Genomic DNA, 21,063 nt, shown 5'->3' on the forward strand with positions numbered 1-21,063 from the left:
CATGTACTGTCCCCGTTGCTTATCGCCTGTACTCCATGATCATGCCGTGGTTATCCATGGTAAAGGTGTCGCCGTCGACGCTGCCGTGGGTCACTCCGGCGCCTTCCCAGGTCATAGCTAGCCGGCCGTCTTCGACCACGTACTTCGCGTGTACTTCGCGCCGCATCGTGTCGCCACCCGGCGGAGCAAAATCTGTCACGCTCAGACAGGTGCCGTCGGCACTGATGATGAAGGTCCCGGACGAGATAAACAGATCAACGCCGTCGTGCGTCACGTTGCCCGGAATGGGAGCACCGTCGACTGAAGTCAGGTAATAGATGCCCGTGACTGCGTCTGGCCTGACGCCTGCCTGGCAGGCGGCCAGCAGCAGCGCACAGGCAATAAGCAGGAAAACACAGCGTATGTACCTCATGGCACTACCTCCTGTGTTGCTGTCCTGCCTTCATGCTTCCACCAGCACACCACGGCGTTAATCAGGGCAACTACCTAGCGGGCAACCGCTTGATTGCGCGACGGGTTTTTGCCGCGACAGGCCCCGGAAAGTACAGCTATGCTTCTGGTTCAGGCAAACGTCACAGGGGCGGGCAGAACGATGGCAGAGTTGAAATACCCCAATGAGAGCGTGGAGTATCGCGCGGCTCGCGACGCGCTGCTGGAAGCCGAGAAGTCGCTGGCGGCACAGGTCAAGGCCGTTGCGTCGCAGCGCCGTGAACTGCCGCGTGGCGGAAAGATCACGGAGGACTATGTTTTTGTCAGCGCCAATGACCCCGCGCCGGGCAAGGACATACGGCTGTCCGAGCTGTTTGGTGACAAGAACACACTCCTTTTATACAGCTACATGTTTGGACCCAACTGGGACAAGCCATGCCTGTCATGCACATCTATTGTTGACGGCTTCGAGCGTGCCGCAATGTCGGTGACGCACGATGCAGCTTTTGCCGTGGTAACCGCGGCGACCCACGGCCAGCTGAATGACTGGGCGCGTTCGCGCGGCTGGCAGCACCTGACGCTGGTTTCAGCGGAAAAGACGCGCTACCTGCGCGACTATCACTGCCAGACGCGCGATGACGACAAGTCGCTATGGCCGGTAATGCATGTGTTCACCAAACGCGACGACGGCATCTATCATTTCTGGGGCACCGAGATGCAGGGCAACAGCATGGACATGGTGTGGGCGTACTGGAACCTGATGGATATGACGCCCGACGGCCGGCCGGACCGCATGACGCCGCCGCAGGACTTCCGCTCGAAATACCTTGAAGAGCATTACCTGCCAAAAGACTGACAGGAAAAGCAGCAGCGGCCCTGCGCTTATTCAACGAGGCGAAAGGCAAGAACCTGGGTGAGCTGGAGCTGGTTGAAGTTGTTGTCCGACACCAGGATCAGCGTGCGCGAGCCGTCCGGCAGTGGCGCACCGAGCGACATACCCTCGATGTTGTCGAGCCTGACGCCGAGCTCGTCGAGGTCCAGTAGCAGCTGTTTTGGCATCGTCCTGATGTCGTGACCGGCGATCGACTTCAGCCCGGCAACATCGACAGCCGAATCTGTATCGGTAAGAAACAACCGGATCCTGTTGCCGCGGCTGCGTGAAAAAGAGCGCTCCAGCGCGATTAATTGGCGGTCGTCGATTGCCAGCAGCTCCACCAGCCCGTTGGTGGCAAAACCATTGGCCGGCCGCGGCGCTTCGGCGACCGGATCGGTGACATAAATATATTCTGCCTGGCGCCTGCCGCTGGCGTTGTCCAGGACCAACAGCCGTACCGGACTGCCATTTTCCAGTGTTGCAGCGGGCCCATCCTGTTTAAGAGCATTCTCAGTCGCGGCCAGCATCCGCTTGCCGCCCAGACTCAGCGCAAGGCTTTCAAAGGCCTTGTTTTCGCGCGTACCGGTTCTTGCGCCGGGCGTGTAGTACGGCGGCGGCAGGTGCTCGGCGATAAACTCGCCAGTGCGGCGCATCTGCCGCACAAACGGTGCGCTGCGGCCATCGCCCTCGCTGACCCAGAGCAGCGAACCGTCCGGGGCGACGCGCACAGCCTCCGGATCAACAGCACCCACTGCGAATGACTGCCCGTCCCGGTCCTGGATTGACGTTACGCCGCTGAATACGACATCGCCCTCTTCCAGGCTGCCATCGGCCAGGTCGATGGTGACTTCATAGAAACGCACCGGACCACGTGCTGCGCGGTCGTCGCTGATAACAACATAGCTGTTGCTTGCCGGATCGTAGTCAATTCCGGACAGCCCGCCGACGGCTGTGCCCTTGTATTCGTAGCCGGTCGGGAACGTCGCCTGCCCGAGATATTCGAGCCTGATCCCGTTGCCCTGATCAGTCACCGGATGCGCGCAACCGGTACAGACAAGCAGCAAAACAAGCCAGCAGCCCGGTCGCGACGACATCGGTTGATTATCCATTGCGCTGTTCCCCGTCAGCCGGTATTGCCAGCACAGTCTACTTTGTTGTGCCGGCCCGCTGGCCGCTCTCTCAAGCCCGCCAGCCTGCAACAACGGCCATGCCCGGGGACCAGCAAAAATATAGGTAAATAAGGGGTTTATTTGCCCCTGCTTCTGTTATAGTCCGCCGCGTCCTGGCGCACTTCGGTCTGCGCCATTACTCAGGCGCCGCAATTCTGTGCTGCCCGAGCCATTTAAGAATACCCAGCCTGGACCGAGCCCCCGGCGCGCAAGCGCGGTGCGGATCAGGCGATCCCGGAGTCCAACTCAAAATGTTATTTAATGAACTCGGCCTGTCGGCCGAACTTCTGCGTGCGGTCGAAAAACAGGGTTACCTCGAGGCAACCCCCATCCAGCAGCAGGCAATCCCGCCGATCCTTGCGGGCAAAGATGTACTCGCTGCCGCGCAGACCGGCACCGGCAAGACAGCCGGCTTTACGCTGCCGCTATTGCAGCGTTTACAGTCAGGGAAACCCGGCGGCCGCGGTGCGCCGGTACGCGCCCTGATCCTGGTGCCGACGCGCGAGCTGGCTGCGCAGGTTAATGAGAGCGTACGCACTTATGGTGCCCACCTGCCATTCAAGACCGCGGTGATTTTTGGCGGGGTGAGCATCAACCCGCAGATTTCCAGGCTGCGCAAAGGCGCCGATATAGTCGTCGCAACGCCCGGCCGGCTGCTGGATCATGCGCAACAGAACACTATCGACCTGAGCCGCGTTGAAACGCTGGTTCTTGACGAAGCCGATCGCATGCTCGATATGGGTTTTATTCGTGATATCCGCAAGGTGCTGAAGCTGCTGCCGCAACGACGCCAGAACCTGCTGTTCTCAGCGACCTTCTCGAAGGAAATCCGCAGCCTTGCAGCCAACCTGCTCGACTCGCCGACCGAAATCCAGGTGGCATCTGAAAACTCAACCGCCGATCGCGTCAAACAGGTCGTGCACCCGGTGGACAAGAGCCGCAAGCGCGAGCTGTTGTCACAACAGATTGGCGCCGGGAACTGGCGCCAGGTGCTGGTATTTACCCGCACAAAGCACGGCGCCAACCGCCTGGCAAAGCAACTTACAAGTGACGGGCTGACAGCTGCGGCCATTCATGGCAACAAGTCGCAGGGCGCACGCACGCGGGCACTGGCGGATTTCAAATCCGGAACAATCCGGGTGCTGGTTGCCACCGATGTCGCCTCTCGTGGACTGGACATCGACCGCTTGCCGCATGTTGTTAACTTCGAATTGCCCAACGTGCCGGAGGACTATGTGCACCGCATTGGCCGCACCGCTCGTGCCGGCCAGGACGGCGAAGCCATATCGCTGGTCTGTGTTGACGAACTGAAACTGCTGAGCGATATCGAGAGGCTGCTGAAAACGAAAATCGAGCAGCGCCTGATTCCCGGCTATGAACCCGACCCGCGAATCAAGGCCGAACCGATAAAAAATGGCGGCCGGAATAAACCAGCCAGGCATCGCGCCGGTCCACGCAACAACAGGAACAACGGCCCGAAAGGAAATCGCAGCGGGGCAGCACCGCGACGCTCCTCGCGCGCCCGGCGTCGCGCCGGCTAGATAAAAGGGCTCTTTTTGCCAGCCGCACCGGCGTCGCTGTCACTTGATGACGGTCGGCCTAGTTTTATCGCTACAATTGCGCCCGGGGAACACAGCGGAGACTGACAATGACACCGGAGCTTAAATACCTGGCGCTGGCGGCCGCATGGAACGCCGTTATCTGGCTGCCGTACATACTCAATATGATCTCGGTGCGCGGCCTGAAAGACGCGGTCAGCTACCCGGAGAACCCGCCACCGCTGGCGGGCTGGGCACAGCGGCTCAAGGCGGCCCACTATAACTCGGTGGAAAACCTGGTGGTGTTCGCCTCGGCGATACTGGTGGCACACCTGGCCGGGGCAAACAACGAAGCAACGGCTATGTGCGCCATGGTGTACTTCTACGCCCGCATCCTGCACACGGTGGTTTACGCGCTGGCCGTGCCGTGGCTGCGGACGTTGTTGTTTGCTGTCGCCTGGCTTGCAACGCTGTGCATCCTGGCGCAGATACTGCTGTAAATTCGTCAGGCAGAAGCCTGCAACAGTCTCTTCGTTTACTTCACACACATACCTGTGTGTTAAGTGTTGTTACGCTTTACAAATCGAGACAGCGGGGGCCGCTGGCACGCGACACAATGGCGCCTGACTTGTTCCGGAGACACCTTGTGATGAACAAACACTTTGGTCGCGCAGGCGGCAAATCGTTGATTGCCGCATTAACAGTTTTTGCTTGCGGGCTGTTGGCGTCTCAGGCCACCTTTGCCGCGGACTGCAAAGGCAAGAGCCAATCGGCCTGCACAACTGACACTTCATGCTCGTGGGTCGGCAGCTACACGACCAAAAAGGGCACAAAGGTCAGCGCCTTCTGTCGCGCCAAGCCTGGCAAAGGCAAGAGCAAGGCTGCGAAGAAGAAAGCATCATCGACTGACAGCAAGTCGAAAACGGCAGCATCGACGTCGAAGAAGAGCACAGCTGTTAAATCGAAGGACACCGGCGGCACGAAGAAATCGAGCTCGAAGAAAAGCGCGAGTACCAAATCTAATAAAGCCGACAGCAAGAAGAAATCGGGCTCGAAAAAGAGCTCCAGCAGCAAGTCAAAGAGCAGCAGCAAAAAATCTTCCGGCAGCTCAAAGAGCAAAACCGGCAAAAAGAAAGACAGCTGAATACGGCTTTGAAACAGGGACAGGAACCCGGCAGGTTCCTGTCCCTTTTTCGTCAGCTTATGCGAACGTTGTTGATAATGGTGTTAACGCCCGGCAACTTTGCCATTTCGATGACGACCTGGTCAGCAACGGAATAATCGCTCACCTTGCCGTCGATGACGATGGTGTCTCCGCGTACGTCGGCTTCAAGCTGGGCTGGATGGGCCTCAAGCACGGCTGACACCTGGCTGGTCAGTTGTTCACCAGCCATTGCGACCGGGGCAAACAGCAGGCCGGCAGCGATTACGGTTACGGTCTTGATAGTTGCAGTCATGATGTCCTCCTTCGGATTTACGGCTGAAACGGGGCGACGCCCGCCCGCGGCGGGCGTCACGCGGCAGATGGCTGTCAGGCCGCTACCTTGATGCGACGCGGCAGCGCTTTGGCCTGCTTCGGAATCGTGATTTCCAACACACCATGGGTATCGCGCGCTTTTACGTTTTCCGCATCGACGGTATTGGGCAGGATGAAGCGCCGGTGGAAGCGACCCTGACCGCGTTCAACGCGACGGCGCACGATGTCTTCATCGTCGACATTTTTCATGCCGCGCCGCTCGCCGGTGAGCGTTAGCACGCTGTCCTGCAGGGTGATCTCGACGTCCTTGGGATCGACGCCGGGCAGATCAACATACAGCTCGAAGCGATCGTTCAGCTCGTGGATATCAACCGTAGGCGTCCAGTCGGCGGTAGCACCACTGGAATCGGAATCACGCCACTGGTCCAGCAGCCGGTTGAGCTCCAGCTGGAACTGGGGGACAAAACTCATGGCATCGTACTTCATCGGGATCATTGCTTTACCTCCTATGACTGTGACCCTGAATCAGCGAATTGCCCCTGTTTCGGAGCATTTTTGACGCTGGGGACGGCTGTCTGTGATTTCAAGGGGCCGTGAGCTGCCATGCTGCAGCGCAAAAATGGCGCGTGTCAGGAGCCCGGTCCGGTCATCCGGATAAAGATATAGCCGACGTAGATGATCAGCAGCAGGGATGCCTCCGGCCGTTGCACACCGCGGCGCGATACGTAGAGGAACAGCAGCACCAGTACAGTGACCAGCAGCTGCGTCGGTAAGTCGATCAGCAACACGGCTGCGGGCACGGCAAGCGGCGAAATCGTCGCAGCTATCCCGGGCACAAGCAGCGTGTCGAGGATGTTACTGCCAAGGAGATTGCCGGCAGACAGACTCCCACGATTCTTCAGCAATGCATTCAACGAAACGGAAAGTTCCGGCAGGCTGCTGCCCAGCCCGATGATGATCGCCGAAACGGCGATTTCACTTAGCCCCACAACCCGGGCAAAACCGGTGGCCGACAGCACCGTGAGTTCAGCTGCCAGCAACAGCAGAACCAGCCCCGCCGCCAGCATCAGCCAGGCACGGTAAGATGTTTCACCTGTATTGTTTACGCGCGCGTCCGGACTGGCAGCGCGCCGGGCGATAACAACGGTAAGGTAAAGAATATAGAACAGCGCGAGTAACATTCCCTCGATGCGCGTTATTCTGCCGTCCAGAGAAGCCAGGAAAAGCGCGGCAATGCTGCCAAGCAGGAAAAACGTGTTGCGCGGCAGGAAGCGGCGACGCATTGCTTCAAAGCCAATAAAACCGGCAACGCCGAAAACCAGGCCAAACTGGCCGATACTGCTGCCGATCGCGCTGCCGACCACGATACCGGACAGATTGGCGCCACTGAGGCTGCGCCACGATGCATCGAAGGCGATAAACAGCTCCGGCAAATCCGTGCCTATTGCCAGTACGATCATGCCAAAGGCGGCATCCGACAACAGGTAACGATCGGTGATCGAGGTGGCGCTACGGACAAGCACCTCGGAACCCAGCCACAGGCCGGCCATTCCTACGATCAAAAGCAGTAACTGCGACAATATTTTTGCTTGGTTATGTCCAGCCAACCCGGCTGCGGGGGTACGTTAGCACAGCGCTGCCGGGCGTTGGCGCGGCGCTGTTTGAAAGGCATACTGATACCCCATGGCCAGAGTAGCAATAATCGGGGCAGGTATAGCCGGCCTGGTCACCGCGCGTGAACTGGCAGCACGGCATGACGTGGTGGTTTTTGAAAAATCCCGCGGCGTGGGCGGACGCATGACCACGCGCTATGCCGACAACTACGTATTTGATCACGGCGCACAGTTTTTCACGGCACGTACGCCTGAATTCCAGCTGTATTTGCGGCCGCTGGTCGATGCCGGCATCGTTGCAAGCTGGAATTGCCGCTTTGCCGAATACGAGCGCGACGAACAGACGGGAACGCGGCAGTGGGGCTCGGACCTGCCGCACTATGTTGGCGTGCCAGGCATGAATGCCATCGGCAAATGGCTCGCCAAAGACCTCGACGTGAGACTCGAAACACGGGTTGGCAGCCTGCAAAAACCCGCCGGCGGCTGGCAACTGATCGACGATAATGGTGGTGACCTGGGCATATTCGACTGGGTGATTCTCGCCGCCCCGGCGGCGCAGACTACAGCGCTGTTGCCAGCCGACTGCAGGATTCGCAGGTTAAGCGAGCCTGCCGTAATGCTCGGCTGCTATTCGCTGATGCTGGCCGATCCCAGGCCCCTGGCGCTCGAGTGGGATGCGGCGCTGGTACGCGATGCCGATATCAGCTGGATTTCCGTGGATAGCAGCAAGCCGGGACGTCCAGACGAAGGCTTCTGCATGCTGGTGCATTCGACAAACGAGTGGGCCGACGCTTATCTCGATGCCGATGACGACTGGGTAATGCAGCACCTGCTGGCTGAGACTTCGGTAGTTCTGGGTGTCGACGCGCGATCGGCAGCCCATTGCACGCTGCATCGCTGGCGCTACGCCAACATGGACCTGCGCAATACGCCGGGTTTTTCAATCGATGAAGACCAGCAGCTGGGCGCCTGTGGCGACTGGTTTATTCGCGGTCGCGTGGAGGCCGCGTTTACCAGCGCAACCGGGCTGCTCAAGGCGCTGCCGTTCTCATAGATTTGTGGAACCGGCCCGGCCGGGTCGACTCCTTTTACCCTGCCAACCTACCATCAGTGGGAGCCGCTTCCACAACAGGTCGCAAGTCGTCGCGGCTGGAAGCCGTTCCCACAACAGGTCGCAAGTCGTCGCGGCTGGAAGCCGCTCCCACAACAGGTCGCAAGTCGTCGCGGCTGGAAGCCGCTCCCACAGGTCGCAAGTAGTCGCGGCTGGAAGCCGCTCCCACAGGTCGCAAGTCGTCGCGGCTCCTACTGGACGGACGCGGGAAGTCCGGACCTTATTTGTCGCGCTGCAGCTATGCACACCGTGTTGCGGCCCGCGGCCTTGGCCTGGTAAGCCGCGGCATCGGCACGGGCGATCAGCGTTTCACGGTTCCCGCCGGGGTCAAGCGTGGCCACTCCGACGCTGATCGTTACTGAGCCGTGCGGCTGCGTTGCGCCACCTGCAAATGGATGGTTAGCGACCGCTACGCGCAGGCGTTCGCCGAAAATCCCGGCGCTCTCACCCGGTGTTTCCGGTGCCAGCACGACAAATTCCTCGCCACCCCAGCGCGCAACGATATCGCTGTCTCGTGCCTCGTGGAGCAGGATTTTTGCAATGCCACGCAGCACTTCATCACCGGCCGGATGACCGTGTGTGTCGTTGTACTGCTTGAACTTGTCGACGTCGATAAACAGCATCGAAAGGTCGCGCCTGTAACGCTTGCTGCGCTCAATCTCGGCTGTGACCGCCTCCTGGAAATGACGGTGATTGAACAGGTTGGTAAGCCCGTCACGCACGGCAAGCTCACGAAAGAAGTTGTTCAACTGCTCCAGTTCGGAGTTGGTGCGCGTCAGGGTGGCGACCAGCAGCTCGCGTTCGCGCGTCATGCGCACAACCTCGAGTGCCCGCTTTACGGTCTCAGAAACCACCGCAAGGCTTTCAAACGGCTTGTTAAGGAAATCGTAAGCGCCGCCCTTAAGCGCCGCAATGGCATTATCCATCGACCCATAGCTGGTCATGACAACCGCCTGTACCGGCTCATAGTTGGCACGTACTTCACGCAACAGGTCGAGGCCATCGCCATTGGCCATGCGCAGGTCGGTAACCACGACATCGATGCCGCCGCGCTGCAGACAGGTCAATGCTTCGCTGCCGCTGCCGGCCTCATGCACGGTATGGCCGTCATCACGCAGCACTTCTCCAACCATGCTGCGCACGGCTGCGTCATCGTCCACTACCAGCACCTGGTACATCCGCCGCAGAGTCCTGTGTTATGTCAAATTCAATTGACGGGTTCTACCCCCTGTGTATCGGTCGTGAAACGGGATGCTTGAAAGAGAAAGAGAGAGAAAGAGAGAGAGAGACAGGGAGAGAGATGGAGCCCGAGTGTTCACCCCGGGCCAGGACAGTCAGTATTGCCTCAGGCGGGCTGGCTCATCAGCACTGCAGGCCCGGCGGCGGCGACACGCACGGCGTTGCGGCCGGCAGCCTTGGCCTCGTAAACGGCCGTGTCGGCACGCGCGACGATTGACTCATGTGACCCTGCCGGGTCGAGCGTGGCAACACCGATACTGACCGTTATCAAACCCTTTGGCTGGGTTTCACGACCCTGGAAAGGATAGGCCGCGACCGCGGCACGAATCCGTTCGGCCAGCTCACTTGCTTTGTCGACGCTGGTTTCCGGTGCCAGCAGGACGAACTCCTCGCCGCCCCAGCGCGCCACGGTATCAGTATCGCGGGCATGCTCCAGCAGCATCTTGGCAATGCCACGCAACACTTCATCGCCGGCCGGATGCCCCTGGGTGTCGTTGTAGGTCTTGAAGTGATCGACATCAATAAACAAGACCGATACGTCACGCTGGTAACGCTTGGAACGTTCAACTTCAGCCGTCAGCGCTTCCTGGAAATGCCGGTGGTTATAGAGATTGGTCAGCCCGTCCTTGATCGCCAGGTCGCGGAAAAAGTTGTTCATCCGCTCCAGTTCGACATTGTTGCGGGTCAGAGTTGCGACCAGCAGGTCGCGTTCCCGTGACATACGCACGGCATCAAGCGCGCGCTTTGCTGTTTCTGTGATTACATCGAGATTTTCAAATGGCTTGGTCAGAAAATCGTACGCGCCGGCCTTGAGCGCACTGACTGCGGCATCCATCGAAGCGTGACTGGTCATGATAATGACCTGGATCGCGGTATCCCTGCGGCGTATTTCACGCAGCAGGCCGATGCCATCCATGCCGGCCATGCGAATGTCCGTGATGACAAGGTCGATGCCGCCCGACTCGAGACGCTTGAGCGCCGCCTCGGCACTTTCCGCCTCTTCCACGTCATGGCCATCATCGCTGAGGACCTCTGCGACTATGCCGCGAATAGCGGTGTCATCATCAACTACCAATATGTGATACATGGACTCCGGCTTCCTGCCTTATGTAAAAAAACCTGACTATGCGTCCTGTGTCACTATATCGGCCGGTTCCGGCCCAGGCTTTGAGCGAGGTCACACTACCGCCTTCTGTTCAGCGGGTTCAGCCAGGGTCGCCATGGCCACCGGCAGGGTGATGACGAAGGTCGTGCCTTTGCCCGGCTCGCTCTCTACCACGATATCGCCACCATGGTCGCGAATAATGCCGTAGGACACCGACAGCCCCAGGCCGGTCCCCTGACCGGCCGGCTTGGTCGTAAAGAACGGCTCGAAGATCTTGTCGCGAATTTCAGCAGGCATACCCGGACCGGTGTCTGCCACTCGCATCTCTATACGCTTGTCGTCCAGCAAGCGGGTGGCAATGCTGAACGAGCCCGGCGTGCCGGCCATAGCCTGCTGCGCATTGACTGCGAAGTTCATCAGCACCTGCTGCAGCTGGTTGGCGTTGGCGTAGACCCGCGGCAGGTCGGGAGTGAGATTCTTCTGGATACTGACCTGGTTGATTTTCAACTGGTGATCGACGATGTCCAGCGAGTCTTCAACAACCGAGTTGATGTCGATGCGCTTCTGTTCCGCTTTTTCCTGGCGAGCGAACTTGAGCAGGTTTGAAATGATCTCGGTGCAGCGCCGCGTTTCTTTTTCAATAACTTCCAGATGCTTGCGCAGCGGGCTGGCCTCATCGACCTTGCGCAGCGCCAGCTGGGCGTAACCGAGGATCCCGGCCAGCGGATTTTTAACTTCATGCGCGATACCGGCACCGAGCTGACCGAAAGCCGCCATCTTTTCCGACTGGACCAGCGCATTGTTGGCGCGTTCCAGCTCATGGTCGCGATCCTTGAGCTCTCCGGTCATCTGGTTGAACGACTCGGCCAGCAGACCCAGCTCGTCGCGCGTACCGGCATTCACGTTGACATCAAAGTCGCCTTTACCGATGTCCTGGGCTGCCTGGGTCAGGCTTTCCAGCGGCCGGGTAAGTGCCTGCGCCATGAACAGGGTCACCAGCGTAGCGGCACCAAACAGCACCAGCGCAATTACCACCAGGCTGCCAAGCAGATTACGTGCAGTCAGATAGGCGGCGCTGCGCGGGATTTCTATACCGGCATTCATGCCGCCAAAACGGGCATGCGCAAACCCGCCAATATACTGCTCACCGTCGCGTTCGAAATCCAGGGTCGTACTAAGCGCATGTTCATAGGTGCCGAGTTCGACCGGGTCACCGACGGCTTCGCGCTTCAGGTTACGCAACACCCTGGCCTTGTCACTATGCGCGACAAAGTGACCATCACTGTCGGTAATCCAGGTCTCGAAGGCATCGGAGCGTCCGGCCAGCTCCATTAGCCGGTCGAGCCGCACAAAGCCGACAATGGCCGTACGCGGCGGCGTTGCTTCGCTCGTATCAGTCGACTGGCCTGACACATCGTAAGCAATCGCAATCGACATCATCGGCAGGGCGTTGTTGAACGTGACATTGCGTACATACACTTCCCCGGCTGCCAGCTGGTCGTACGGCGGCGGATTCTCTGCCTGCAGATTCAGCATCACCTGGGTGGCGATCGAGGCCTGCTGCAGCGTTGCCGCGTCATAAACCATAACCGGGTCAGCGTTCTCTCGGATGACACTCACTGCGACAAACTCGCTGAAGCTGCCGAACAGGCTCTGGATCAGATTCTGTTTCTGGCTGGCACCAAGCTCAGTATCAAACAATGTATTGGCAAAGATCGACAGATTTTCGGTGTAGCTTTGCACCATCACATTGGTTTCACGCGACATCTGAACTGCCATGATGGACGTGAGATCACGAATGTAGGTGGTCTTGTCCTCGTGAAACAGGTTTGCCATCGATGCGGTAATTAAAGCCACAACAAGCATGACAATCGCCAGCACGGCGAACAGCAGCTTGACCCGGATGGGGGTACCTCGGCGATTCATTTTCCGCCTCCGTTAATAAAGGTGGTGGTGTTAAACATTTGTGATTGGTACGTGACGTTTCCGGCGCTATCAACGGCCTCGACCACGATCAGGTTGGCGCCCAGGACTACCGGCACGTCGTGCCGGAAGCGACCGGAATTTGTTGCCACTTCCTCGCCCTGTACGTAGACACGTGCGGCGTCGGTGCTGCCGCTGAGCGTCACAAACTGCTGGCCGGCCTGGTGCACAAACGGCTGCAGAACAAGTTGTGGCGGCTGCTCGTCACGCACCAGTCTCAGCAGGTGGGGAGCGGAAGCCGGACCCTCCATGAAGCCATTCATCCCGCTGACCTGCCAGTAATAGGTGCCATGCTGCAGCCCGCCATAGGAGAACTTCAGTTCGCCCAGCCCCTGATCGACGACCAGGTCACTCATTTGTGGATCACGAGCAACTTTGAGCCTGTAAGCATCAACGTCGACTACCGCATTCCAGGCAAACACTATCTCCGGCGGTAGCGAGCGGTATTCATATGTGCTCCGGTTTCGCGGCCGGATGCCATCCGGCGTTCCGGGCAATTTGCCACGCTCGAGCACCTCGCCGTTGATGCTGATGGTGATGCCATGCTCGGCGTCGACAGTCTGGGTCTGGCCGGCTACCGTCACCACACTGCTTCCTGCCATAACAGACACTGAGGACGACAGGTCAGGATTGACGTTGATGTTGAAAGCGACTGCTGCATCATCATCGCCCGGGATAAAACGAGCCAGACCATTCGGCAGCGCTACCTCAAGATGTCGCGGATCGCTCGGCGATGACACAAACTGGGCGCCCAGGCTGCCCTCCATCATGACTATGGAATTGGTATGCCGTGGCGTGAACAGGTCGGTGACCCCACCCTGAAAGACAATGAGCGAATTGGCGCCGATCCTGACAACGCTTTCGTCGTCGAGCCTGACAGTGGCACTGGAATTGCGCTGGGTTTGCAACGAATCCTGCTCTGCCAGCGTGACTCCTTCCTGTGCCGGACGCCACGCCAGCTCATTGCGTCCTTTGAGTTTTACATCGCGGCGCACCGTCAGTATCTCCGCCACGGCTGCTGCGCCACCGGCATGCCCGTGCGAATAGCTCAGCTCGCGTCCACCTGCCGAATCGCGTGCGTCACTTGCCTGGCCGAGGCTCTGCTCATTGAGTGCAACGCCGGTCGGAAACAACACACGAATCAGGAAGTACATAAACACGCCGAACAACGCCAGCGCCGCCAGTGCGACCTTGACGTCGAGTGAGCGGCCGGCCAGTCGCGGTCGGGTTTGCTCTATATTCTGCTGCTCTTCGGGCATTTCCGTTTCCTAGTACTTGCCCTGCAATCGCAGGAACCAGCCATACTCCGAGTAGTCGTGATCAGAGAACTCGTCGTCGGTGAAATCTGTAAAATTGAAGCCCACGCCAAGCCGCAGGTGCTGAAAGTGATCCCACATCACCTCTGCCAGCCAGCCGCTGCGCGCGGTGCCTGTTTCATCCTGGTCAAGACGGCGGTATTCCACGCCTACAGCAAACTCGCGTAACAGGCTCACGTTGACGCGCTGTATCGAAAGCTGTGTCGTGGTGGTGAAAGCCTCGAGGCTGTTGTCGCCGGATTCCTTCACACGCATCGCCTGCTTGCCGACCCATTCCAGCCGTTTGCTGATGTCGTACGACCAGTCGGCGGAGAACACCTGGCTGTCGTACGGTGCCCGGCCGGCAGCGCGTTCGAGTGGTTCTTCTGACAACAACGTGATGCGCGCCAGCGCGTTGAAACGGTCAGTCTCCGCTGGCCGGTAGGCCAGCCCGATACTCTGCTCATGGAATGAAGCGCCGGAGTCTGTATTGGTTGCATCGGTGCGGCTGAGCCGGAACTTGCCCTGCAGCGTGAAACTGTCGTTCAGGCTCAACTCGGCGAAGGTATCGGTAATAAACTGGCTGCGCTCGGCCAGCCCGCGGTCGCGCCGCCATTCGTTGAGACTGCGCGCACGCAACACGCCATCGTTATCGTAATTTAGCCCTAGAGCAAAGGTATATCGGCCGCTGTTATCCGTGCTCATGTCGAGCTGGCTGTGTTCGCCGGCGACCAGCAGGTTGAAGCCTTCGCCGAAATACCAGCGCCGCCGCATACCTACCAGCGACTGCAATCGTGAACCCTCGCCCACCGAGCCCCACTGGTATTCGCTGTAGACGCGGCCGCTCTCGCCATACGGCGCCTCCGCGCCGAACACGGTGGCATTTTCACTGCGACCACCTTCAAACGTGCGTCGCCGTGTCGCGTATATCTGTTTGCCGTCCAGGTTGGCACGCGCACCGAATTCGCTGGCGTGGCCACGCGTGCCGATGCTGGCGCGCCCGAGCAGCGTGATCGACTCACCGATACGGTAATCCAGTCCGGCTGTGGTCTGCTGGTTCTCCTCACCGCGCAGCGCCTGCTGGTATTCCAGCGTCGTAGACAGCTTGCCGGTCCAGGCCATCTTCGCCTGTCCGGCGACCGCAGTTTCCTGGCGCCGGCTCGTCGTATCACGCATGGTGCGATCCTGCAGCTCCAGCGTCAGCTTGAGCCGGTCTGAATAACGGTTCCACTGGACTGTGGTCTGGACGTCCGCATTGTCACCGACTATCTGGCGCTGGCGATCGTGCCGTGCGAGCAATGACGAGCGTTCCGTCATTTTCCAGGCAAAATGCAGACCCATTTTCTCGGTACCGTGCTCGGCGGCGTTGCCGGCCGAACGGAAACCATCATCAAGCCGCTTGAAGTAGGCGCCTGCCTGCATCTCGTCAGGTGCCTTGCCACGAATCGCGCCTATGTCCAGCTCTGTTGCAAGCTTCAGAGCCTTGCCCGAGTTATCGCTGTCCTGTGCTACTGCCGTGTAGTTGAGACCGCCATCGGTGCTGATAAAGTTGATCGAATCGTTGCCCGAACTGCCGGCGAGTTCGGCGACGATGCGGGCATGCTCGTTGAGGCGCAATTCGGCATCGACACCGGCCAGGCTGTACTCACTCGTCAGCTGCTTGTCGGTGACATAGCTGCCGCCCACCGTCAGGCCGTTGCCGATGCGTCGCTGCACACGGCCGCCGCTGATGGACTGACGCATGCCGTTGCTGCGGGTTTCGTAATCAACCTCGAGCGACATCGGGTTACCACCGAGCAGGTCCTGCGCAATGATGGTGGAATCGGTATCCATGCTCGACAGCGGCTGCCGGAACAGCAGTCTGCCCTCGGCGTACTTGATGCTGTAATCAACGTTGCGTGCCTGTGGGATACGCCGCAGCACCACGCCGGTATGCTGATCACGTACAACCAGCGTGACCTGCTCGCTACCCTCAATCACCTCGTCCTGGCTCAGGTAGTAAAGCGTGCCGCCGGTGGTCGCAATGACGTCATGCACCGGCTGCTGGCGCACTGATGAAGTGAATACCGTTGCCGTGGTTACCGGCTTGTCGCCATCGTCGGAGCGCCACTTGACGCGGGCACCGTCGAGCGTGCGGCGATAACCGGCCAGTTCTGTATCGCCCAGGTTTAACGCGTAAGCACCGATGCGTACGTCGAGCAGATCGCTCTCGACTGCCAGGTAGAACTTGCCTGTACGCTCGGTATCGTAGACGACCGTGCTCGAATCACCATAAACCGGGTAATGCTGGTCAGGGTCGATATTGGTCAGCAAGCGGCGGCTGTCGGTATCGTCGAGGTCAGCAAAGACGCCGCCAGCTTCATGCCGGCCGGAATCAAATGCCGAAGTCACGAGGTATTTACCCTTGACCCAGCCCTTGAGGTAGTAGCTGACGCGACCGTCGACCCGAATTTCGCTGCCCTCATTTGCTCCGGCCGCCCGCAGGTTGCCAGTGGTTTGCATCGATGCGATGCGGGCATCGGCAAAAGCCATCAGGAACATCGATTTGGCTCGATAATCGACCTCACGCTCGATACGACCCTGATAGCCCTCAGTATCCGTGACTTCCGCAACAATCCTGTTGCTGCCTTCTGTCAGCTCCATGGTGGCGGCGAAGTAACCCTCGTCGTCCACCGGTACAGGCGCATCGTTTATGACGACCCGGTTGCCCGGCTTTGTCAGGCCAGGAATGACCAGCTGCGAATGACGCAGCTCGAGGCCGGCCGGCGGCAACTGGAGCACCAGCTCGGGGATCGGCTCGATATACATTACGCGACCGTTGCTGTCGTGATCGAGTACCAGTGCCCGCAGGTTTACGATGCGGGCGACGCCATCGGCATTTCGCGCGATGACGCCAACCGCGTTCTCGCCGGGGGCGAAGCTCAGCGTGCCGCGGAAGCTTCCGTCTGCAGCGACGTTGAGCTGCCGGCCATTCATCTCGACGTGGTTACCCGGCTCAGTGCGACCTTGCAGCGTATGCTCGGCAGTTGCGCCATCCGGAACCCGGTTCTGCCCGACCGGGCTGGTGATTTCGAGTGTCGGTATTGCCACGCTGGTTGTGACTGAACGTGCATCGGCGGTGGTTATCGACACGTCAATACGATCCACAGCCGGGTCGTCAATCACGGTGCTGAAGCGACCGTCCCTGCCAACGGGCAGTGCCTCGTCGCCTATGATCACTTCCGGCTGGAGCCGCTGGCGCTGCGAGATCAGCGCGCGCTGCACATCAGCGAATTCGCCGCGTACCTCGACCCTGCGGTTGAGTTCCCGGCCACGGGCTGTTGTGTTGCTGGCGCGCGGGCGCGTTTCACCGAAGCCATACAGCATGAAGCGGTCGCGCGAGAGTTTCTCGATCTCGACCAGATGTTTCAGCGCGGCACGTGCACGCTGTTCAGACAGCTGCTGGTTGGACGCGGCGCTGCCGACAGAATCGGTGTGACCGGCGATAACAATTTTCTCGTCAGGTTTACTGCGAATAGTCTGCGCGGTCTCGTGCAGCAACTCTTTCGCTTCGCGCGTCAGCTCGTGCGAGCCTGACACGAAGGCACCACCGGATAGCTCCAGCTGGATCGTACTCTTGCGATTTACCCCGAACAGCCGACGCTCACCGGCACTGTCGCTGCCGTTAGCGTATTGCACTTCCAGCTGGTACTGGTACACGCCGCCACCGACGACCAGTTTGCCGTTGCGGCCGCGGCCGTCCCATGTCAGCTGTCGGGGTGGCGGCCCATCGCCGCTGCGGCTGAAGATCGCCCGGTCCTCGAAATCGAACACGCGCAGTCGCCAGCTGCGGGTATCTTCACTGACATTGAGAAAGCGGAACAACACAGGCTCACTGAGGGCACCATTTTCGATGCGCAACTCGTCGTCGAGGTCACGCATTGTCAGGCGCACATCGGTCAGGTTGAGGGCAATTGGCCTGCCATTTACTACTATGCTGGGCATGCGGGCGCTACCGGCAACACGCACTGGCGCGGCATCAGCTTCGCTGGCAATGAGCAGGCCGGGCTGGCCCTCGCGACCAATACGCTGCGCATCGTAGGAATAGCGCAGGCCGAAGTTGACCTTGCCCATGAGACCCGGCGTGACATTTACAACACTGGCACGATCAGTGGTCATTTCGACCGCCCGGTTGAGCTGGTCAGTGTTGATCTTCAGCATGCGATGACCGGGCGCGACCATCGGAAAGTGATAGCGACCGTAGGGATCTGTCAACGCATAAGTGCCATCATCGAGAACCACCATGGCACCCTCGATGCCCTGCTCACCCTTGTCCTGGCGACCATCGCCATTGGTATCGTTAAATACCTTGCCAATGATCGTGCCAAGGTCGAACAGTGGATCAAGCGTAATTGCGATGCTGGCCTCTGTCTGCTCAGCAATCAGGCAGGTATCACACACGTCGACGGCATGTACGTAGTTACTGTAATCAGAAGGCCGGGCGCCGGCGCCAACAATCATCTGGTAGCTCAGTACGCGGTAACCGGGTTCCTGCGGATCAGCGCTGCCGCTGCCGTTACTGTCGACCAGGCCGGCAACGTCGCCTATAGCAAACACAAGTAGGTCATTTGCGGACGGATCTGGCAGCACAAGGCCATCGAGTCGTGCGCTGCCGGCACGATAACGCAGCACCGGTGACGGGGAGTCGATCAGCCGCACCTGCTCAACCAGGTCCGGCGTACGGTTGCGGATCTCGACCTTGTAGGTCAAAACATCGCCAACCTGGGCAGTTTCGCGGTCAATACTCTTGGCCAGGTCGAGCACCAGGCCCTGAGTGAAAGTGACCAGCGGCTGGTCGGGCAGCACATACCCGCTGGCGACATCCGTCGCGATGATGGTTGCCGGGCCTGCAGCATTTGAGCTGATCGTGGCAACAAACTCACCGTTGGCATCGGTGATACCGCTGACCGGACTGATTGTATCGAGCGCACCGCGGTCGGTGGCCAGGCTTACAGTGCGACCTGCCAGCGCCATGCCAGCGGCGTCGCGCAGGCGCACGGTAATGGTGCCGGTTGCAACACCGTCGGCAATGATAAAGTCCGGCTCGGCCAGCACTTCGGAATTAGCGCCGTCGACAACTGGTGCAACGATGTTGACTGTCAGGCTGTCGCCATCAGCAGGGTCACCGTCGGCATCGCCGGCGATTGCTGTCTGGCTGACACCCGTGGCTGTATCAACTGCCCGGGCAATAAACGCTGCGCTGCCGGGAGCCGCCGGCGTGAGCGCGCGGAAACCCGCTCGAACTATAGTAGTCGCCGCATCGAGCGTGACGGCCAATGAAATATTGAAAGTTGTACCGCTGACTGTCGCGCAGTAGTCGGTCGAACCGACTGCCGGGCAGCCTGGGGTAAAGCCGACGCCATTGACCGTGAGGGCGTCGAACATGAGATTCGTGTAGCCGGCCGGTGCCGTGATATCGACAGCATCAAAGCCGGTGTTGGTTGGCAATATGCTGGCCAGCAGGTCCAGCTCGAAAGCCGATTCATTCGCGGTGACACCAGTAAGCGGCGTGACCTCTGCGATAACGCTGTCAGCTACGCCTGCCACGCGGGTCAAGGTCACTGTGGCCTGGCCCAGGTTGAGCGTCGCGCCATCGAGGTTGGCAGTGGCGGTATTCTCGATCGCGTGCGCGGGTGCACCAGCAGCAATGATTGCCATCACGTACAGCGGCCGCCATATCTGGCGCCGCGCGTAGCGATAGGTTCGTTTCATCCACATCATGGCTAATTCACCGTGACACGGAAGCGAACCGCCAGGATCGTGTTGGCGGGAATGGAAACGGGGGCATTCATCTGCCCGGTGACTGCGCCGACGGTAAGCGATTCGGCCTGTGGCGGCCCACCGCTGTCGGTGATAGAGGCTATGTCATCCGGGGCGCCGACAGCATCGGTCAACGACGACCACGTGCCGGACCAGATCGTAGCGTCATCTGATCCACTGGCCACTGTGGCGGTTTCGATACTGTCGGGAACGTAGGTGAACTCCGACTCGTTGAGTATGTCGCTGATGCGGATACCCGCAGCCGGGAAGCTGGTGACATTGTCGATAAGCAGCACAAACCAGATCGGCTGCCCGGGTGAAACATCCGCTCCGGCCGCAAGCACATTGCCTGCAGCGTCGCGCGCCTGTTTGACCAGGGACAATTGAACTGAGTTGAGCTCTATAGCCGCTTCGCCGCTGCCGTCGCCACCCTCAAGGGTGCCGTTGGCAATACTGCCGAACGCGCGATTTGTCGCAGCGTTGGCATTGGGCGGGCCGAGCGCCATCGTCCAGCCCAGCAGGGCTGACATCAATAGCAGCGCGGTACGGCGTACACGCTCGCTCATGCTGTAACCAGTAGTCACCAGTGTTGACTTCACACTGCTACCACTCGACGGCAGCAGAACTGCCGGCAAACACGCTGCAGGGTGCGTCGCAACCAGCGACGCACCCGCGGCGTAAACGGTAGATCAGTGATTCATCGACGCTTTACTGCATGCGTACGCTGAATACGAGCGCCAGAACCGAGTCGGCCGCCGCATTCATCTGTGCGTTGGCTACGTTCTGGTTACCCGCATCGACGGTAACACCGGCAATACTTGCAACATCAGCATCGACTGCATCTGAAAGCGCAGCGCTGCCATCGGCTGCGGCAAAGATCGTGGCCTCTTCAGCAGGCGTACAGGCAACGGCCGCACACTTGGCTACTGAATTGTCGACCTTGATCGTACCGGCCTGGTACAGGAACAGCGGATCGAGCACGTCGCGCATACTCACGTCACTGATCTGGATCGAACTGGTGTTGTTCACGTAAATCATGAACTTCACCACCGTACCGGTTGGCAGCGTCGAACCCGTGGTTATCGGCGTACCGTCAGCGAGAAATGCGCGCTTGACCAAAGTCAGCGCCGCACCGGTGCTCAACAGGTTGAACACGTTCGAATCCACCAGCGCTGCGCCATCTCCGGCGACATCACCAGTACCCTGGTTGGGCGCGGCGAGTGCCGCACCTGAAACAAACAGGGCGCTAAGCCCCGTGACAATCAGGCCTTGAAAAAACCCGCGTAACTTACTCTTCCAAAGTCTCATCACTGATCTCCTTTGTAGTGAAAATTGAGCATCGCGCGACTGCGCCTGCTCTCTACCGTTGTGCCTGCCGGCACTGCTCGCGAAGCAATACACGCAACAACATCGGCGATCCCGGCTGGGCCG

At 59.6% G+C, this 21,063-nt stretch carries 17 protein-coding genes; 5 read left to right on the plus strand and 12 right to left on the minus strand.

Annotation, left to right across the window (positions count from 1 at the left end):
* Positions 1-19: 19 nt before the first annotated feature.
* Positions 20-412 (minus strand): hypothetical protein, encoded by a 393-nt coding sequence (locus HKN06_04825; GenBank protein ID NNF60640.1) that lies wholly within the window; start codon positions 410-412, stop codon positions 20-22.
* Between the two features lie 180 nt (positions 413-592).
* Between HKN06_04825 and HKN06_04830 the strand changes: the two genes are divergently transcribed.
* Positions 593-1,285, plus strand: coding sequence for a DUF899 family protein (locus tag HKN06_04830; protein NNF60641.1), 693 nt, complete (start codon positions 593-595; stop codon positions 1,283-1,285).
* 26 nt (positions 1,286-1,311) lie between these two features.
* Here the strand turns inward: HKN06_04830 and HKN06_04835 are convergent, their stop codons facing one another.
* The gene (locus HKN06_04835) at positions 1,312-2,412 is read right to left on the minus strand and encodes an esterase-like activity of phytase family protein (GenBank protein NNF60642.1); all 1,101 of its coding nucleotides are present in this window, start codon (positions 2,410-2,412) and stop codon (positions 1,312-1,314) included.
* 311 nt (positions 2,413-2,723) lie between these two features.
* Here HKN06_04835 and HKN06_04840 point away from each other — a divergent pair, with 311 nt between their 5' ends.
* From HKN06_04840 to HKN06_04850, 3 genes are all read left to right on the plus strand, one after another.
* Positions 2,724-4,013 (plus strand): DEAD/DEAH box helicase, encoded by a 1,290-nt coding sequence (locus HKN06_04840; GenBank protein NNF60643.1) that lies wholly within the window; start codon positions 2,724-2,726, stop codon positions 4,011-4,013.
* A gap of 107 nt (positions 4,014-4,120) precedes the next feature.
* Positions 4,121-4,510, plus strand: a complete 390-nt coding sequence (locus HKN06_04845) for an MAPEG family protein (protein ID NNF60644.1) — start codon at positions 4,121-4,123, stop codon at positions 4,508-4,510.
* 149 nt (positions 4,511-4,659) lie between these two features.
* A complete protein-coding gene (locus tag HKN06_04850) occupies positions 4,660-5,154 on the plus strand; it encodes a hypothetical protein (protein ID NNF60645.1) in 495 nt (164 codons plus the stop codon).
* A 52-nt stretch (positions 5,155-5,206) separates the two neighbouring features.
* Here HKN06_04850 and HKN06_04855 read toward each other — a convergent pair whose 3' ends face one another.
* The 3 genes from HKN06_04855 to HKN06_04865 form a co-directional block, all read right to left on the minus strand.
* Complete coding sequence (locus HKN06_04855; protein NNF60646.1) at positions 5,207-5,467, minus strand: BON domain-containing protein; 261 nt, start codon at positions 5,465-5,467, stop codon at positions 5,207-5,209.
* A 74-nt stretch (positions 5,468-5,541) separates the two neighbouring features.
* Positions 5,542-5,982, minus strand: coding sequence for an Hsp20/alpha crystallin family protein (locus tag HKN06_04860; protein NNF60647.1), 441 nt, complete (start codon positions 5,980-5,982; stop codon positions 5,542-5,544).
* Between the two features lie 134 nt (positions 5,983-6,116).
* Complete coding sequence (locus tag HKN06_04865; protein ID NNF60648.1) at positions 6,117-7,067, minus strand: sodium:calcium antiporter; 951 nt, start codon at positions 7,065-7,067, stop codon at positions 6,117-6,119.
* A gap of 103 nt (positions 7,068-7,170) precedes the next feature.
* Between HKN06_04865 and HKN06_04870 the strand changes: the two genes are divergently transcribed.
* Positions 7,171-8,154 (plus strand): FAD-dependent oxidoreductase, encoded by a 984-nt coding sequence (locus tag HKN06_04870; GenBank protein NNF60649.1) that lies wholly within the window; start codon positions 7,171-7,173, stop codon positions 8,152-8,154.
* A gap of 248 nt (positions 8,155-8,402) precedes the next feature.
* On the opposite strand, the gene HKN06_04875 is transcribed toward HKN06_04870, so the two are convergent.
* From HKN06_04875 to HKN06_04905, 7 genes are all read right to left on the minus strand, one after another.
* The gene (locus tag HKN06_04875) at positions 8,403-9,380 is read right to left on the minus strand and encodes a diguanylate cyclase (GenBank protein NNF60650.1); all 978 of its coding nucleotides are present in this window, start codon (positions 9,378-9,380) and stop codon (positions 8,403-8,405) included.
* A gap of 176 nt (positions 9,381-9,556) precedes the next feature.
* On the minus strand, positions 9,557-10,537 hold the full coding sequence (locus HKN06_04880; protein ID NNF60651.1) for a diguanylate cyclase: 981 nt from the start codon (positions 10,535-10,537) through the stop codon (positions 9,557-9,559).
* A gap of 90 nt (positions 10,538-10,627) precedes the next feature.
* The gene (locus tag HKN06_04885; GenBank protein NNF60652.1) at positions 10,628-12,481 is read right to left on the minus strand and encodes a HAMP domain-containing protein; all 1,854 of its coding nucleotides are present in this window, start codon (positions 12,479-12,481) and stop codon (positions 10,628-10,630) included.
* Positions 12,478-13,797, minus strand: a complete 1,320-nt coding sequence (locus HKN06_04890; protein ID NNF60653.1) for a hypothetical protein — start codon at positions 13,795-13,797, stop codon at positions 12,478-12,480. Before HKN06_04890 ends, HKN06_04885 begins: the two co-directional genes overlap by 4 nt.
* 9 nt (positions 13,798-13,806) lie before the next feature.
* Positions 13,807-19,593 carry an OmpA family protein gene (locus HKN06_04895; GenBank protein NNF60654.1) on the minus strand — a complete coding sequence of 1,929 codons (5,787 nt, stop codon included), beginning with the start codon at positions 19,591-19,593 and terminating at the stop codon, positions 13,807-13,809.
* A gap of 2 nt (positions 19,594-19,595) precedes the next feature.
* On the minus strand, positions 19,596-20,198 hold the full coding sequence (locus HKN06_04900; protein ID NNF60655.1) for a hypothetical protein: 603 nt from the start codon (positions 20,196-20,198) through the stop codon (positions 19,596-19,598).
* A gap of 142 nt (positions 20,199-20,340) precedes the next feature.
* Positions 20,341-20,940 (minus strand): hypothetical protein, encoded by a 600-nt coding sequence (locus tag HKN06_04905; protein ID NNF60656.1) that lies wholly within the window; start codon positions 20,938-20,940, stop codon positions 20,341-20,343.
* Positions 20,941-21,063: the final 123 nt, after the last annotated feature.

Source organism: Gammaproteobacteria bacterium (assembly GCA_013003425.1).
Lineage (GTDB): Bacteria > Pseudomonadota > Gammaproteobacteria > Steroidobacterales > JABDKV01 > JABDJB01.